Source organism: Chitinophaga ginsengisoli (assembly GCF_003014595.1).
Classification (GTDB): Bacteria; Bacteroidota; Bacteroidia; order Chitinophagales; family Chitinophagaceae; genus Chitinophaga; species Chitinophaga ginsengisoli.
Genome location: NZ_PYGK01000007.1, coordinates 347,308 through 362,582 on the forward strand (window position 1 = coordinate 347,308; position 15,275 = coordinate 362,582).

General features: G+C 39.9%; 16 protein-coding genes and 2 pseudogenes. 10 read left to right on the forward strand and 8 right to left on the reverse strand.

All coding sequences use genetic code 11. The features are described from left to right. Positions 1-107: 107 nt before the first annotated feature. The 3 genes from CLV42_RS19110 (at position 108) to CLV42_RS34450 (ending at position 3,524) form a co-directional block, all read left to right on the forward strand. Entirely contained in the window at positions 108-758 is a 651-nt protein-coding gene (locus CLV42_RS19110; protein WP_106603523.1) for a tetratricopeptide repeat protein, read from the forward strand. A gap of 210 nt (positions 759-968) precedes the next feature. Continuing rightward, on the forward strand, positions 969-3,242 hold the full coding sequence (locus CLV42_RS19115; RefSeq protein WP_146154425.1) for a hypothetical protein: 2,274 nt from the start codon (positions 969-971) through the stop codon (positions 3,240-3,242). Positions 3,243-3,389: 147 nt separating this feature from the next. Further along, positions 3,390-3,524: a hypothetical protein gene (locus CLV42_RS34450; RefSeq protein WP_262510002.1), complete on the forward strand. Its 135-nt coding sequence runs from the start codon at positions 3,390-3,392 to the stop codon at positions 3,522-3,524. A gap of 131 nt (positions 3,525-3,655) precedes the next feature. Here CLV42_RS34450 and CLV42_RS19120 read toward each other — a convergent pair whose 3' ends face one another. Both CLV42_RS19120 and CLV42_RS19125 read right to left on the reverse strand, forming a co-directional pair. Beyond that, positions 3,656-4,339 carry a hypothetical protein gene (locus CLV42_RS19120; RefSeq protein ID WP_106603525.1) on the reverse strand — a complete coding sequence of 228 codons (684 nt, stop codon included), beginning with the start codon at positions 4,337-4,339 and terminating at the stop codon, positions 3,656-3,658. 7 nt (positions 4,340-4,346) lie between these two features. Next, positions 4,347-4,757 (reverse strand): hypothetical protein, encoded by a 411-nt coding sequence (locus CLV42_RS19125; RefSeq protein ID WP_106603526.1) that lies wholly within the window; start codon positions 4,755-4,757, stop codon positions 4,347-4,349. A gap of 360 nt (positions 4,758-5,117) precedes the next feature. Between CLV42_RS19125 and CLV42_RS33960 the strand changes: the two genes are divergently transcribed. The 4 genes from CLV42_RS33960 (at position 5,118) to CLV42_RS33965 (ending at position 7,221) form a co-directional block, all read left to right on the forward strand. Next, positions 5,118-5,273 (forward strand): hypothetical protein, encoded by a 156-nt coding sequence (locus CLV42_RS33960; protein WP_170117569.1) that lies wholly within the window; start codon positions 5,118-5,120, stop codon positions 5,271-5,273. 80 nt (positions 5,274-5,353) lie between these two features. Continuing rightward, positions 5,354-6,154 carry a hypothetical protein gene (locus tag CLV42_RS19135; RefSeq protein WP_106603528.1) on the forward strand — a complete coding sequence of 267 codons (801 nt, stop codon included), beginning with the start codon at positions 5,354-5,356 and terminating at the stop codon, positions 6,152-6,154. A 309-nt stretch (positions 6,155-6,463) separates the two neighbouring features. Next, positions 6,464-7,000, forward strand: a complete 537-nt coding sequence (locus CLV42_RS19140; protein WP_106603529.1) for a hypothetical protein — start codon at positions 6,464-6,466, stop codon at positions 6,998-7,000. A 53-nt stretch (positions 7,001-7,053) separates the two neighbouring features. After that, a complete protein-coding gene (locus tag CLV42_RS33965; protein ID WP_170117570.1) occupies positions 7,054-7,221 on the forward strand; it encodes a hypothetical protein in 168 nt (55 codons plus the stop codon). A 146-nt stretch (positions 7,222-7,367) separates the two neighbouring features. Here the strand turns inward: CLV42_RS33965 and CLV42_RS19145 are convergent, their stop codons facing one another. Further along, positions 7,368-7,835: a hypothetical protein gene (locus CLV42_RS19145; protein WP_106603530.1), complete on the reverse strand. Its 468-nt coding sequence runs from the start codon at positions 7,833-7,835 to the stop codon at positions 7,368-7,370. A 1,027-nt stretch (positions 7,836-8,862) separates the two neighbouring features. On the opposite strand from CLV42_RS19145, the gene CLV42_RS19150 reads away from it, so the two are divergent. Beyond that, the gene (locus CLV42_RS19150; protein WP_211303488.1) at positions 8,863-9,987 is read left to right on the forward strand and encodes a fatty acid desaturase family protein; all 1,125 of its coding nucleotides are present in this window, start codon (positions 8,863-8,865) and stop codon (positions 9,985-9,987) included. Positions 9,988-10,814: 827 nt separating this feature from the next. Here the strand turns inward: CLV42_RS19150 and CLV42_RS19160 are convergent. The 4 genes and pseudogenes from CLV42_RS19160 to CLV42_RS19175 form a co-directional block, all read right to left on the reverse strand. After that, entirely contained in the window at positions 10,815-11,447 is a 633-nt protein-coding gene (locus CLV42_RS19160) for a hydrolase (RefSeq protein WP_106603532.1), read from the reverse strand. A 169-nt stretch (positions 11,448-11,616) separates the two neighbouring features. Next, positions 11,617-11,943 (reverse strand): annotated as a pseudogene (locus CLV42_RS19165) (M17 family peptidase N-terminal domain-containing protein); the annotation flags it as partial. 414 nt (positions 11,944-12,357) lie between these two features. Then, positions 12,358-12,562, reverse strand: a pseudogene (locus CLV42_RS34605) (transposase); the annotation flags it as partial. A 172-nt stretch (positions 12,563-12,734) separates the two neighbouring features. Continuing rightward, positions 12,735-13,019, reverse strand: a complete 285-nt coding sequence (locus CLV42_RS19175; RefSeq protein WP_106603535.1) for an RNA recognition motif domain-containing protein — start codon at positions 13,017-13,019, stop codon at positions 12,735-12,737. A 321-nt stretch (positions 13,020-13,340) separates the two neighbouring features. Between CLV42_RS19175 and CLV42_RS19180 the strand changes: the two genes are divergently transcribed. Next, positions 13,341-13,859 (forward strand): hypothetical protein, encoded by a 519-nt coding sequence (locus CLV42_RS19180; protein ID WP_106603536.1) that lies wholly within the window; start codon positions 13,341-13,343, stop codon positions 13,857-13,859. Between the two features lie 116 nt (positions 13,860-13,975). On the opposite strand, the gene CLV42_RS19185 is transcribed toward CLV42_RS19180, so the two are convergent. Then, positions 13,976-14,467: a L,D-transpeptidase family protein gene (locus CLV42_RS19185; RefSeq protein ID WP_262510005.1), complete on the reverse strand. Its 492-nt coding sequence runs from the start codon at positions 14,465-14,467 to the stop codon at positions 13,976-13,978. A gap of 211 nt (positions 14,468-14,678) precedes the next feature. Here CLV42_RS19185 and CLV42_RS19190 point away from each other — a divergent pair, with 211 nt between their 5' ends. Further along, complete coding sequence (locus CLV42_RS19190; RefSeq protein WP_106603538.1) at positions 14,679-14,978, forward strand: hypothetical protein; 300 nt, start codon at positions 14,679-14,681, stop codon at positions 14,976-14,978. Positions 14,979-15,275: the final 297 nt, after the last annotated feature.

Here is a 15,275-nt window from a genome sequence, read left to right on the forward strand (position 1 = left end):
AGGTATGCCCTCTTCGTGTGATTTATTATCATGTGTAGATAGTTTGTAGTAGGGGGACAATTTTAAAACCGGCTGCCGTAGTGTATTTTTGATTTAAACAGTATGCAATGGCAAATGAATGGTTCAGAAACAAAACATGGACTGAAGCAATAGCAGTTGACTTTGAAAATCATTTACAACAGGCGAATGCCGGATTTCGAATGACAGCCCTGAAAATTCAGGGCGATAACTGGTTAGGAAGCCGCGATGTGGTTACACAACAGGCGGGAATCGCGTTATTGGAAAAGCTACTCACTGAATATGCACAGGAGATATATGAGGTAGCAACGGTTCAGGAGATGCTCGGTGAATATTATTACAAACTGGCGAATTTTGAAAGGGCGGAAATATACCTGTTACCGGTTCTCCAGTTTTATAAAGAACATAAACGCGTCGGTGTGGTTGGCAGGGCCGATCTCATATTGGCTGAAATTATTCTGCTTAGTAAGGCCAGTGACCGGTTGGATGAAGCATACCAATTGATCCATAATTATCCAAACACAGGAGGAAGCCTGAGTTGGGATTATGAAGAACACTACTATTATGAGCAATTGGCGCATGTATGTTACCGCTTAGGGAAAAAAGAAGAAGCTGCGAATTGTGCCCGGAAAGCTATAGCGCTGGCCGAAACAATGGAGCTTGACTTCATGACCGGGAGAACCGCTGCCATAGAAAAATACTATCAGCAACTACCCTCGTTGGCTGAGATAGCAGGGTAATATACCTATGAGCCGCGAACGGGAATGCGGGGATAATGTGGAGGGTAAGCGGTCCATTTCGGTTAAGCCTGACTTTTACCATCCGTACTTTGTGCTGGCGTGTATCTATGAAAATGAAGGACGTGACGAGAAGCTTTGGAGATGGTTAATAAAACGTTGGTAAGTGAACCAGATCTTATTGAATTAAAAGAAAAAATGAAATCACTGTATATGGAAAAACATAAGAACATTCCTGAAGCAGCCACCTGGAATGCAGCAGATAACCAGTGGGAGCTTGGACAGAAAGATGAACAGGGAAGGGAAATCGGCATTTGGGAAATGTGGCACACAGAAGGATATTACTGCGGTACCACCGACTATGGAGACGGTACGCCGCCTTTTCTTTTCAGGCGCTTCCATCCAGATGGCACTCTGGCCCAGGAAGGTAACTGGTATGGCGGTAACAAATGGCTGGGCACCTATCGTTGGATCAAAAGTAAAAATTCTACCCCCGAAGGGTTTCCATCAGGATATCCCAGGCAAGGAAAAAACATCTGGAGGGTTGAGTTCGATTATGTAGAAGAAGGCGTCTATCATGCACAACGTTTTTATGATATAAAAGATCGTCCTGTTAATGTACACGGCATTTCGTTGCCGGCGCGGCCTGCATCAGTTCCGGAAATAGCGCATTTTATTGATGAAGGATCCTCCGCAACCGGCTATGCCTGTTGGGTGATGGGGCTGGCCAACGCGCGCCTGAACGCATTTATCGGAGAGTATTTGGAATGGGACCTGAATGGCGCTCCCATCGTAAAACGTCTCTACGACCGGCAAACAGGATCAGTCATTGAAGAACACTCCTATATAAATGGGAGGTTATGGAAGTCCAATGTATTCACGGCTGACTCCCAAACGCAAAGTTTCTATCACGAGGGCATCGAGCCACCTGTTGTCAGCCATAGCACACTTTACCATAACAACCGTAAGGATCATCAGAAAACTTATTTTGATACAAGCGGTAAAGAGCTCTTCGTTTTCCGATCCGAAGAGATCAGTGACCTTCATCAAAGAAAATATTACAATGGTGTCCTGGTTTATGAAGGAATTCAAAGCAAAGACAAGGAAAAAACTCCTTCCAGCTTTATCTATTATTACCCGGAAGGAACCACTTTAATAAATTATACTTCTAACGGTGATGGCACCGGTCAATGGCGGATGTATGACAAGGATGGACATGAAACACTAAGCCTCCCCGAAGTGAAAGAGACCGATAGAGACGAACGTAATAAATGGGATGTTTTTACGCCTTACTGGGATGATGATGAACCCGAAAAAATGTTGAATTATTGGGATGCGGTGATTGGGAAATTTAAAAACAAGCATCTTAACATTATAGTAGCTGCAAAGATTGAAAACCTGGAAGTGCCGCCTCATCTTGCATCTGAGCTGGCTAAGGTAGACTGGAAGAATACAGACTCGGCTATGACAGGAGGGGAGACGCTTCCCCCGGCGATCAATGGGATGCTTGCTGAAGATTCAGCTATTGCCACTAAATGCGAAAGCCGCATCTGGTACGAGATCGAACATCAGGGGACCATTTATGAAGCTACTTATAAGGTGGCCACTGTTCTTGCACGAATGATGCCTTATTACACGCATAGTGAAATCATTCAACGTCGTTTATTTCAGTTCTTATTTGAAGTATTTGGACTGGCCTATATAAGCGAAAGTAAAAAACTATATAAGGAACTGATCAATGCTGTTCAGCCATCACTGCCAACGATTATGCAAAACGCAAATGATGCAGATGATGGCGTCGCCCTGGCATCACAATACTTACTATTGGAAGCCGGACGTAACACACCTGAAACGGAAGCGTTCTTTATTCGGGAATGGCAACGCACAGATAATACCACCTTGCGAAGAGCCTATGCCGCATTTGCTTTGGGCGACCTGTACATTCAGACAAAGCAGCACCCAAAAGGGATCACTGTATTTACAGAAGCATTTGCTGCAGAAACCAATACCCTGGTACGGTTAGTCCTTGCTATTCAACTGGTGACCGCCGCCAAAAAGGAAGCCGATGCAATATGGCTGGCCGAACTGATTGGGGCGCTTACTGATCCGGAGGCCGTTGATGAAAACTTTTATAAGCTGCAGCCGTTTATCGGTGACTTCGATGTGCAGGAATATTTGCTGATGGTCCTGGGTTATGCCAATCCGGATGTACTGCAAAAGAATATAGAACCCATTATTGAGATAATGCCTTCTGTTGGCATGCTGAAGCAGGAAACGCTGTTACGCGCTGTTTTCTCCGTTTTATTCCAGAAAAGATCAGCACTTAAAAGCATTACGCCCATTCGTAAAAAAGCGTTACTGGCGGCTGCTGAAGTGGCGGACCAGCATAAGAATTTGTTGAATCATAAGGAGATCTTTGAAAGCTTTAATCTGCCACATGATTCTTATAAACTTCGGAAGCTGGCAGATGGCCCGATGGCGTTATGAAGGCTTCGGAAGAGGGGGACTGGCTAAGGGCATAAAATGATCTTAATGTAAAGTACAGCCGCTACATCTGGCGCTGCAAGAAAACAAGCTGCCAGCGATGGATGGGATATCCGTGAAGTGAGGCTTAGCGATGAAATGGGGAATTTGGTGCGTAAACAGTTGTTCCCTGCCGGTACTTCCCGCATCACGATTAATGTGGAAGGGCTGAAACCAGATGTTTACATCCTGCAAACGGGAAATGGAAAAACATTTGACGCCCAGCAGGTGGTCATAGCGAAATAAGAAAGCAAGTGCTATCGATAGAAGCGTCCGGTAGATCTGCTATCTACCGGACGCTTTTTCTGAAAATAATCAGAATAAAAGCATTGTAGGACCTTAGGACGATATCGCGTATTATTCATTACCTACCTTAATTATAATATACCCATTAACAGGCTGGTTAGCGCATCAGCTGAAATTTCAGGTGCATTGATATTATCAAAGGCAAAATGTATTTCTACTGAATCATTTACGCCTTTTACAGTAAGTGTATCGTTATTAATAAATACTATTTTGTTATAACGGTCTTTCCAGCTGTTTCTTGCATCCTCTTCTTTCAGCAGCTCGATAATTACATTCTGTATTTTTTGCGTAAGTTTTAATACCCTGTTTAGTTGCAGGCCGTCTGCAGGAAGTTCCATAGTGGGCACACCAACAGCTACAGCATGGGTGTTAAATATGGTCTCAGAAAAAGATTGAAATCCCCTTTGCACCGCTAACTTCCCCGATACTTCATACTGCTCACCTTTGGTCTTTTTGCCCAGCGATAAAATATTGATCAGGTCTGCCGGCTCTATCAACTCAATGGACGCTATCTTATGTAAAGAAAGGTGTACGAACCTGTTGGTTACCTGTTTTCTTTCGTCGGTAATTTGTAATACCAAAAATACCTCTTCATTTTTCACTTTACCAATAGTGAGTAATAACCCTTCATAAGAAGGCCCTGCATCAATTGTTATTTTTACAGGTTCAGCCGGAAAATGTTCAGCAATATGCAATAACAGTTCCTGCTTAGTAATGGCAGGAACTGTTTTTAAAGCAGTATTTAATTTATTCATTTTATCTCTATAGATGTTTCATTAAAAGCTCGCTAAGCACTGTTGACCGTTCAGTAATATTATCAACATTATTGAATGGCTGATGATCGATTGTTAAAACACCGTCATTGAACGAATATGCACTGGAAGCGTAATAAAAACCGCCTTCATTTTTAATAATTACTTTTTTCAGGGCTCCCTTCAGCGCTTCTTTGCCCATATCATCGGCTGCTATTTCTTTTACCGCATTGATCAATGGGGTAAAATACACCTTAGGGAAGCATTCTTCATACAGATGCGCATATTCGTCAAGAGCAAGGGCATCCCAGTTTACCTCAAATTCAATAGGGTAACCAGCCAGGGTATTGATCTCGTTTGTTAATGCTTGGTAACTGCCGTCCTGAAATGTTTTCACGGCTCTTTTTTCTTGTAATCCCATAGTTCGAGTTTTTGTGTTTATATTAAATAAATAAGCTATTGGCAGGTGCACAAAAGTACATGGGCCTCCAATTAATGCAGAAAATGGAACTACTACAAATAATCTACACCTGTTTTACCTGTTTACTACAGGTGTACTACAACAGTGGGCCTTCATAAAATAATGTTGTAAATACTATTAATGTGATGTAGATTGTTTGTAGTAGTTCGATACTTACTCCTTTCATAGTAAATGTGCATTTTTGAGACTAAAATCAAAACCTTTATCAAATGGAAAGGCCTGCAAACGTTCCCGAAGCAGCTGTATTTGACGAACAAGAAATATAATTGATATGCAGGTGAACGAAGCACTGGTGCCGTCATGAGTCTGGATTTTGATTACCGGACAGGAACCCTGGTAGCCGCAAGCGCCCAGGGGCAAGTTATTGTTTACGATAGCAGTAACCGCTTTGAAGAAGGTCGAATGGTGCGCGACAATGAGAACAGGCATGAAAAAAGGCCCGATGATATGGCGTAAATCAATACTGCTTATAAAGATGTAAAACGATACCTGTTCCTGAAAGGCCATGAACCAATGATCTGGTAAATACAATAGCAATGGCAATGGAACAAGAAACACTGGAACTGGAGTTACAGGAAATAATGTCGGCGTTGGACGACAAAAGGTTGAGTGTGCTGGTGTATAATCTTTCTGCAGCAGAACTTCAACAATACAAAACAGCATTAACCGAAGCCTGGTATTCGATCTACGAATTTTGGTATTATGAACGGCTTTATGGTAAGGCAAAAATGGAGAACGGAGTAGATGCTTTTTTCACCTGGCTGTTATACCTTTTAACTGAGGCTGAGAAAATTAATACGCCCGTAATTTATTATAATGAAAGGTCCCGCTGTTACCAGGAGTGGGCCGGGGTAAAAACAAAAAAGAAAGAGAAGGATGTATATATAGAAAAAGCCATTAAAGAAATTTCGCAGGGGTTAAAAGCAGATCCATCATCCTGTATATTAAACAGTAGAATGATTGATCTATTTTTGAGCAAGGCGTATCTCATTAACCAGGCTACGTTTACTGATGAGCAATTAGCTGTGTTGTTCTGTCATTTTGAAAAGGTGATCGCTCACTTTTCAGGTGAAGAATGGCATTCGCTATTGGGGTATTGTTTTCAGATACTGGAATTTACTGCGGAAAAAAATGAATACTGGCATACCGTTTTTATAAACAGGTTTTCAGCAGCCATTCAAACAGTAACAGAAAAGGAACTGGATGCTTATCCCGGATGGTCGGAACAGCTAAGCCAGATCACCAGTTTTTATCATGCTACCATGTCTCCGGATTATCAACAAAAAATAGTGATACAGTTTAGGGCTGTATTAAAGCGGTTGTATGGAAAGACATAAATACATTCCAACCCGGCCGGCATCAGTTCCTGAACAGTAGAATAAACAATGAGCTTTTGTATCTTTAATCACCAGCTGCACCAGGCAGACGTAACACAGTACATTTCTTTCCCATTATTTTATCAAACTTCCCTGATGTAAAATACAATCAACATTTAGATGGGCAAAAATGGCCAAACTCAAAAATGGAGTTCATAATCAGTAAGCTGAATCATTCAAAGACTTTTCCGCACATATCTGAATAATTAACAGCAACTATTAGAATTGTCGGATATATGTTATCTTTAACGTCAGAAAAAAAGTATATCTATGTCTGTTAAGAAAGTTTTTATGCTGGCGCTTCTTACCTGCCAGATACTTACATCCTGTAATCTGACAAGCCCTGAAAGGTATTTTGACGTAACCGTATTAAACAGTAATTCGATCACCGGTATTTCGGGTGATGGCCTGATGAACGAGCTGGAGTCTCCGTCTGTAAAGCTCAAAGAAGGCAGCAAAAGTGATGTCGTGCCTATGACCAGAAAGGAGACTATTGATCTGAAAATATTAGTCATAGAAGACAATCTTAAAAAACTGAGTGAGCTGTCAGAGACGGCGGAAACAAAAGAAATGATCCAAACTTCAACGTCTTTACATGAATATGTACTGGCTATCTATAAAAATGAATACCGTGAACTTGCCAAGATGTATGATGAGGGTGCTCCTCAAGAACAGATACAGGCAAAAGGACAGGCTATTCATGATAAATACAATGCCAGGTTTGAAGAATTATTTAGCAAACTCACGATGCTTGGCAAGTCTTATGCAGAAAAGCATAATATATCTGTCAAATGGCGCTTCGGCTAAGTTTAATTGCCCTTTGACCATGGTTATGGATAGCCAGCGAAATATTATTGTTAATGATGAACGATGGACCGTTGTTACAAGCTACCATAGAGGAACCTGGAGCTATTGCTGCGGATAAAAACGGAAATGTCTTTGTTTTTGACAAATGGAAAAATGTGATGAGACAATTTGCCAGATCGGGTTGTAACCAAAAAAAAGCGCTTAAAATCGACAATGACTAAAAACAAAAAAGGTTGTAAGTATTTGACTTACAACCTTTTTTAGTGCTCAGTAGTGGTAAGTGCTCAAACCAAATAAGAACGACTATTAAGAAGTTATTATAATAATAGATACGAAGGGAAGTGGCATACTTTTGAAAAGTATATTTCTACAGAGACTTATTCAGTATGGCTAATTTCATATCATCTAATTCCCTAAGCCGCGCTTGTTTTTTCTCTAGTTGAGAATTAAGGTTCACTATTTTTTTTCCCTGGCTTTTTACCTTATTGTCTGCATCCCTGGCATCCTGGGCATTATTGTAAGCTTTGTTTGCTTTCTTTTTTGCGCTTTTAACATCACCTATGTTACCATTTGTAGCCCTCGATGCCTGTTCACTGCTTGCAACAGCACTGCTATGCGCATCAGAATTTGCATCTCCAGATTTGTTTTGATAACCGGGCAGGTTATTTTGAGCGATAGTAAGTTTAGAAGTAAGCTCGGCAATAGCATTACTTACTGATACATATTCTTTGTTTAGCTTAACAGTATCTGCAGCCGTTTTATACTTTTGTGAAAAACCTGATAAGGCAGAAAAAATCAGTAAGCTGGCGATTAGAAAACCCTTTGTGTGTTTCATTGTTTAATATTTTTTTAGAATTAAAAATTAAATTCTTTGCAATTCGGCACCGTCCTGTATCCCTTTAATTAATTGTCATTTCTATTTTTTAAGTCGACTCGCTACCATGCCTTATAGGCATGATATTGCTATAATGAAAGGAATAAGCACAGCCTTTCGATGTAAAGATTATTTTGTACGCTATTTTAAGATTAGGGAAGGCAATAGTGAGAATTGAAACTACTGTGTGGGAGAAGTCTGAGTGGTTACTGGCCCTATTGATTACATGTAAGGTACACTATTAAAATGGATTAGTAAGGATTTGTTTCAATATACCAAGCTAATCAGTAGTTATCTCTTCCCCAGTTAGATCATGAGTGAAGACGCTGATATACCCGAAAATACCGCGTGGTAGCAGCCGCGTTATAAGCTTTCAATGAAGATATAATTTATAACGCGGCTGGACCACGCCATATACCTCAAGCGAACTCTATTTTTTATATTGCAGGAGGTGTGGTATACATGCTGGAACTGAAGCGTTGAAGCGTTGATTTTTTCTTTGATCGATTCCATTCCAGGGAAAACAATAGTGACACTATTGTTATGCAAATTCTCAAAGGGCGTTTTAAGTCCTCGGTCTGCGTAGGTTCTAGGTAGTATAGTAAAGTTTAGGGTGTTGGTAGCTCCTTAAATTTGTCTGCCCTGTCTTTGGGATGATGTGCTTATGAAAGTTAGTTTGAGGAGTCGAAGCCGTTTTGAATTGAATAATAGGAACCCAGATTGAACGCAGAAATGCACAAAAATAGCAAGACCAGCCCCTTATTAGCGCCAGTACTTTTCATATTATATGGTTCTGTTTTTAATATCTGCCGGGTATTTAAAGCTATAAACAGATTATCTGAGATTAAGGTACTTGGGTATATGTGGAAATGTTTCCGCAGAAATATAATATAGAAATAATATTTTTATTTTTCCAATTGATAACCAAATAATTAATTCTTTGCAAGATTCTTGCTAACATAATTGTGAGACTTTATATCAATACCATATGAGAACAAGGAAACTGGATATTGTTCGCTTTGCACCCAAAGAGAATGATGGCTTCTATGATACGGTGAAGGCCAAAGTACGGGCTTATTTTGAGCGTAACAACATCTCATCATATGCAAACGTCCACATGTGGACCAAAACAGCGGTAATGCTGCTGCTGTACTTTGTGCCCTATGTTCTGATAGTAACTGGCCTGGGTGCTGGCAACGCCTGGATATTCTTCGGCCTGTGGTTCCTGATGGCTTTTGGGATGAGTGGTATAGGAACGGCCATAATGCATGACGCCAACCACGGCACTTATTCAGCTAATAACAAGATTAATCACCTCATTGGCTATATCCTGGAGATAATAGGAGGTTATACAGCTAACTGGAAAATACAGCATAATATTCTGCATCATACCTATACTAATATATCAGGACTAGACGAAGATATTGATACCATGGGATTGATCCGCCTGTCGCCTAACCAGCCTGTCAAGTGGTTCCATCGTTACCAGCACCTGTATGCCTGGTTCTTTTATATGATCATGACTTTATACTGGATGACCGCAAAAGATTTTGTTCAGGCAGTACGCTATAAAAAACTGGGGCTTCTCGTAAAGGCAAAGCTCTCCCTTAAACAAACCATATGGCGGATTGTCTTGTATAAAGTCTTTTACTACGGGTACATTATTGTTTTACCGATACTCTTTTCCGGAATGCCGTGGTATTTTGTAATCACCGGCTTTATACTTATGCATTTTACTGCCGGGCTGATTTTATCCTGCATTTTTCAACCTTCTCATATTGTGGAAACATCCGGTTTTGCGGCACCACTACAGGAGAAAATGGCAAATCATATGGAAAATTCCTGGGTCACACATGAACTGGATAACACCACTAATTTTGCCCCGCGTAACCTTTTTCTTTCATGGTTTGCCGGAGGGCTCAACTTCCAGATCGAACACCACCTGTTTACGAACATCTGCCATGTACATTACCGTAAATTAGCGCCTATTGTAAAAGAGACTGCCAATGAATTCGGACTGGTATATCATGAACACCGCACCTTTCTCAAAGCAATGTGGGCACATATGGTTATGCTCAGGAAACTGGGTAAGGGATGGGTGCGCCCATCTTAACGAAAGCCGGGTGATAGTAAATTCAATTTTACAAAAATAATGGGGAAAATATGTAATAGGACTAATTTACTCTAATGCACGACGATCTTATAGACGCTTTTATAATCTCAGAATCCGAAATGTGATCGCGTTTGAAACATCGAAGTAAAGAGGTTAACTGCTGTAAAAATTAGAGCCAACTTCAGTTACCGTAAAAGGTAATTATCAGCGAAAGTCTCATCGAAGAACTAAAACATTTCAAGAATCCAACCTGCTAGAAGTTGTGTGAAAGAGTTATAAAAGAATTGGAATCGGTTAAAAACACTAGACCCGCTCGTAGAGCAGGTCTAGTGTTTTTTGTGCCCAGTAGTGGTAGGCTTACGAACCAACTTATGTTGACTATTAATAAGTTAAGTGAAATTTATTACAGATAATTATAAGCAACTTAAAGAGGGCTGTATAGCCCACAAAATGGCAAATCCCGCTCTTAGTGCTGGATTTGCCATTTTGTGCCCCCAAGTGGACTATTATCGAACCAAATGCTGCAAATTTTGAAGAGATTGTCACAATCTATCGATAATTCATTTTTCAAAAATGGATAAGAATTTTATAAGATCAAAAGGACTTCTCTTTGATTGGCGAACTTTTTCAAGAGATAGTCCAATTATATCGTAGTACCGTTTTGGCTTCATTTGTTGTCTAAATTTTTTTAGTCGTTCTGAAGTGCCTTCGCTAGTATTTTCAAGAATATTAATAACTCCTTTACCAATCACTCTAACCTTTTCAAACGCCGGATTATTTGCTCATAATTTTCCCTATTAATTGAAACTGGATTTTCACCAGGCGAATTACCACCGCAACGTCTCCACAAAAAATGATCCGTTGTCCATCAATGCGTTAAAGAATACGGGTTTGGTCTCCAGTCTGTTCCAATCTCTTTGCAGTTCACATGCATACTGTGTAACGGAAGATAACTGTATACCGGCTTGTTCCATTCTTCTTAGTGCGGTTTCGTGGGCGATATTCGAGGTACCACCAACCGCATCTACAATTGTATACACCTCGTACCCCTCTTTTAGAAGATCCAGTGCAGGGAAACTCAAACAAACTTCCGTCCACAATGCGCAGATGACAAGCTTCTTTTTTCCAAGCGCTTTTACGGCATCTTGAAACTCTTTGTCTTCCCATGAGTTTACAGTCGTTCTATCGATTTCCCTTACATCCGGTAAAACCGCTTTAAGATGCCCGATAGTGGGTTTATTGATTCCACTTTCTACATTAACCGTGGTAAGAATGGTGGGAATATTAAACCCTTTGGCGAGTTTAGCAACATTTACAATATTCCTGACCAGTTCCTCATGGTCCATAGATTTTACGGAATTTACCTGCAATGGCTGGTAGTCGATAAGGATAAGCGCTGAATTCTCCGGGGAAATCAGATGATCTGTTTTGGGATCTCTAATGGGTGTGATGCTGCTCATTTTTGATTAATTTTAAATTATAAAATAATTAAATGGTACTTTTTCCGCCATCAATGAATAAAGGAGGTTATTGCTTTTATTATCCCTTCGCCCGCAACTTCAAAGAATGCTGGGCCAGCCAGCTGATAAACTTTTTTTAAAGGTTTGAATTTTATAAGACCTTGCGATTTTAAAAGGTGTGGCACCTGTATTCGCTCACAATTCCTTTCATAACATTTCCTGTAACCAATGCTGTTCTGGAGACTATCCCTGCATCTTTCAGGTCGCTGGCAAAGGCGAAGTTTCCCACACCCAATTTCAATGCTTCGCGTCTGGCAATCCTGCCAGCAGCCGTAATAATGTCTTCATTAAAGTTATCTCTGTTTTCTAAACCAATCAATAGTAATTTTTTTTCAGGAATTGTCTCTTTTGGAAGGTCGGTGTAAAACGTTTTCAGAAAATGTCCGTCAAACTTTCCGTTCTTTCTGAGTTTGGTTAACCGTCCTTTCAAAGTTTCATCTAGATGTACTAACCCGTTCGATGCAACGGGTAACGCCGGAGGAGATTAAAAAATTGGAGTCGTAATATACCGATTTTTTTTATTTATACAGTTTTTGAGTCATCCCTAAAACAAAACTGGCCAAACAGTGTTTTTAAACCGTTTGGCCAGTTAAGGGCCCGAGTGGACTATTATAGAACCATTTGCTGCAATTTTTCAGAAAACTATGCAAGTAAAACTTATAATCAAATAGCTCATTCTGCAGGTTGCTCTATGATCGATCATCACTGACCTTTTGCCCCCGAATTGCTAACCACATAGCGAGAGGAGCAGACTATTCCTAATCTCTGGAATATTTTCATAGCAATTGCCTTTGGATGTTTTATCAAGACATTGAGGCCCCAGGCGACCTTAAAAAGCAAAGAAGCCGTCTTCTATTTTACGACTGCTATATATATATATTAATGTAGGAGTAAACCAGGATTTTTAACAGCATCCGTGGGTGGTAGCTACTTGTCCCCCCTGGCTTATATTGCTGGATTAACTTTGTAATATCAACTTTATCCAAAATGTCGTTGACTGTTCTGACTGGATGATTAGCTGGAATCAGATCATTCAAATCTGGTGGTAATAGCATCCCCTGGTTTTGGTGATTGCTCTTAAATACGACTGATAACGTTTTGCCTCTTGCCGTACTTTCTATAACAGAATAATAATCATATGGTTGCCAGAACGTGTCTTTTATTATAGAAACCACCTAAAATAGAGACGGTGCCCCATTTACTTTTGAGACACCGTCTATTATAAATTTACCAGCGATTATTATTATTAAAAGATCTGGCAGGTCTTTCTTCTCTCGGTTTCGCTTTATTAGCTGTTATTCTATTTCCTTCGATAGTAGCACCGTCCATTTCCTGAATAGCCTTTTCCGCTTCGGTATCATCAGGCATGGTCACGAAACCGAATCCCCTGCTGCGATTGGTGTATTTGTCAATAATGATGTTAGCTGAAGTGACAGCTCCATACTTTGAAAAGTGATTTTTCAAATCCTCACTTACTATATAAGGACTCAGATTAGATACATAAATATCCATTTCTTTAAAATTAATATGTTGAAAATTAAGAGAATGAGGTAACGGTGGCGGTAAAAAGAAGGTTGGAAAAGAAAACTTTCTGACTAGTTGCCGAGAACTCAAATATTATATGGTGATGAAGATATGCTTTATAACATTACTCACCTAATAAACTTTATTCTGCCCAAAGTAAGACTCAGACATAATAGATACCTGGTATTAGCTATTTTGGAAGTAGTGTCTCATTTTCGTTTCCTGGGAAGTATGCAAACCGAGACACTACCATTTTGGAAATAGTAAATAAAACATGATTGTAATTATGTATTCGTACCTTACAGGTATATGAACAATATCAAGCACAACGAAATGCTTACACTGGATAGATGTATTACTTTTCTTAATGAAGTGGGTATCCAGACATTGGAGGGTAATGTAGAGGATATGAGTTTTTTACCAGGTTTACTGATTGAAAATGGAACTATTGTTATTGACAAAACCAGATTGCAATATCCCGGGGACCTTCTGCATGAAGCCGGTCATATTGCAGTAGTTCCCTCCGCTGATCGCAAATATTTGATGGGAAAGGATGTTATTAAAAGGAAAGACCGGGAAGCTGAAGAGATTATGGCTATCGCCTGGTCCTATGCTGCATGTATACATTTGGTAATCGATCCTTCGTTTGTTTTTCATGAGGATGGTTATAGAGGAGGTAGTAATTCTATAATTGATAGTTGTCTTAATAATGAATATTTGGGAATGTTTATGTTGCAGAGTGTAGGTATGACTATAGATAAGAATGCTAAGCCAGCAGTTCCGGATAAAAGGGGATATCCTCACATGACAAAATGGTTGAGAGAATGATCCAGGAGCCCCTAGCGTCCTGGATGCAACGAAATCGTGTAATCTACATCAGGTTACTCATGACAATTGGCAGGTATTAATCACATTAAATTGTATTACAAATGAGCCACAAGAAATCAATCTTCAAATAATCTTGCGGCGAGTTGTTGGTCATGATTATAGACATCTTCGAGAAAATGAACAGATCCGTCATCATCTGCCCACGAAGTAAAATAGGTTATAAACACCGGCCATTTTTTATTCAATTTTATCCATTTTTCATCTTTACGGATCATTAGTTTTTTAATTGCAGCATCTGTCCAAACAGTGTCTTGCTCCAGTAAATATTTTGCCAGTAAAAACGGACTTTCTAATCTGATACAACCATGACTGAAAGCGCGTCTGTTTTTTGAAAATAACGATTGGGCTGGGGTATCATGAAAATAAATATTGTAATTATTAGGAAACAGAAATTTCACCCTGCCGAGAGCATTGTTAGGTCCGGGCCTTTGCCTTACAATGGGTAAGTTTCCATTATATCCAGTAATTTCCATGTTATTTCGGCGTAAATAGTGTCTGTTACGCTTCAAGGCAGGAACTATTTCTTTACGCACAATACTATGATTAATTTCGAACCACTGAACCCAATGTCATCCTCGAGCTGATAAGTTAAAAAACTAAGGCTCTACCCTAGTTTCTGTGTTTGACATATGGAGCCTTATTTTTATATTTAGGCATGTTCAACTTCTTTAGAAAAAAAACAGGCCAGACGTACATCCACTGGCAGCATTAGACTCCTATGCAAATAAGGACAAATATTTTGTACGAGTAGCCCGATTTATGGAGCTTGATTTTAATCAATGCACTATTACGGTGATCGATCCACATGAACCGCGGATGATTACAATGGATCCTTGGCCAGAAACAATTTTCCTAAATGCGACAGGAGAACGTACGATAAAACAATATATTGAAGATACGGCTGAAGACTATAAGGGCAACATTCCATCTAACCTCGATAGTTATATCATCAGCGAATTAGAGAAACTTGTGTTCGAGTATAAGATTATTGAATTGACGGATGTACCGAATGCTCTTAAAAGTCCATTTGAGAAGGCAATGCCGGCAGGTAATAAATAACGTTGATTATGTGAGTCTGTTTACCAATTGTCCTGAGCAACAGTAAAGTCATATTCAATTCAAACTTTGTTCATTAGCACTTAATCGAACCAGGTTTGAATTGAATATGAGATACTTATGAAATAGTGTCAAATAGCTTAAAATGCAAGACCCGCTCTTAGAGCGGGTCTTGCATTTTAAGTGCCCAGTAATGGAACGATTTCGATTGCGCTGTGCAAAGTCCGTGAGGTGGGGATTTTTTTTAGATGAAACACCTCGAAATTACCCGACAGGTAGCCAATCCTGTCCGACAAGGTC

Coding starts and splice junctions, on each gene's coding strand:
- CLV42_RS19110 (WP_106603523.1), top strand. CDS start 108: ATGGCAAATGAATGGTTCAGAAACAAAACATGGACTGAAGCAATAGCA.
- CLV42_RS19115 (WP_146154425.1), top strand. CDS start 969: ATGGAAAAACATAAGAACATTCCTGAAGCAGCCACCTGGAATGCAGCA.
- CLV42_RS19120 (WP_106603525.1), bottom strand. CDS start 4,339: ATGAATAAATTAAATACTGCTTTAAAAACAGTTCCTGCCATTACTAAG.
- CLV42_RS19125 (WP_106603526.1), bottom strand. CDS start 4,757: ATGGGATTACAAGAAAAAAGAGCCGTGAAAACATTTCAGGACGGCAGT.
- CLV42_RS33960 (WP_170117569.1), top strand. CDS start 5,118: ATGAGTCTGGATTTTGATTACCGGACAGGAACCCTGGTAGCCGCAAGC.
- CLV42_RS19135 (WP_106603528.1), top strand. CDS start 5,354: ATGGCAATGGAACAAGAAACACTGGAACTGGAGTTACAGGAAATAATG.
- CLV42_RS19140 (WP_106603529.1), top strand. CDS start 6,464: ATGTCTGTTAAGAAAGTTTTTATGCTGGCGCTTCTTACCTGCCAGATA.
- CLV42_RS33965 (WP_170117570.1), top strand. CDS start 7,054: ATGATGAACGATGGACCGTTGTTACAAGCTACCATAGAGGAACCTGGA.
- CLV42_RS19145 (WP_106603530.1), bottom strand. CDS start 7,835: ATGAAACACACAAAGGGTTTTCTAATCGCCAGCTTACTGATTTTTTCT.
- CLV42_RS19150 (WP_211303488.1), top strand. CDS start 8,863: ATGAGAACAAGGAAACTGGATATTGTTCGCTTTGCACCCAAAGAGAAT.
- CLV42_RS19160 (WP_106603532.1), bottom strand. CDS start 11,447: ATGAGCAGCATCACACCCATTAGAGATCCCAAAACAGATCATCTGATT.
- CLV42_RS19175 (WP_106603535.1), bottom strand. CDS start 13,019: ATGGATATTTATGTATCTAATCTGAGTCCTTATATAGTAAGTGAGGAT.
- CLV42_RS19180 (WP_106603536.1), top strand. CDS start 13,341: ATGAACAATATCAAGCACAACGAAATGCTTACACTGGATAGATGTATT.
- CLV42_RS19190 (WP_106603538.1), top strand. CDS start 14,679: ATGGAGCTTGATTTTAATCAATGCACTATTACGGTGATCGATCCACAT.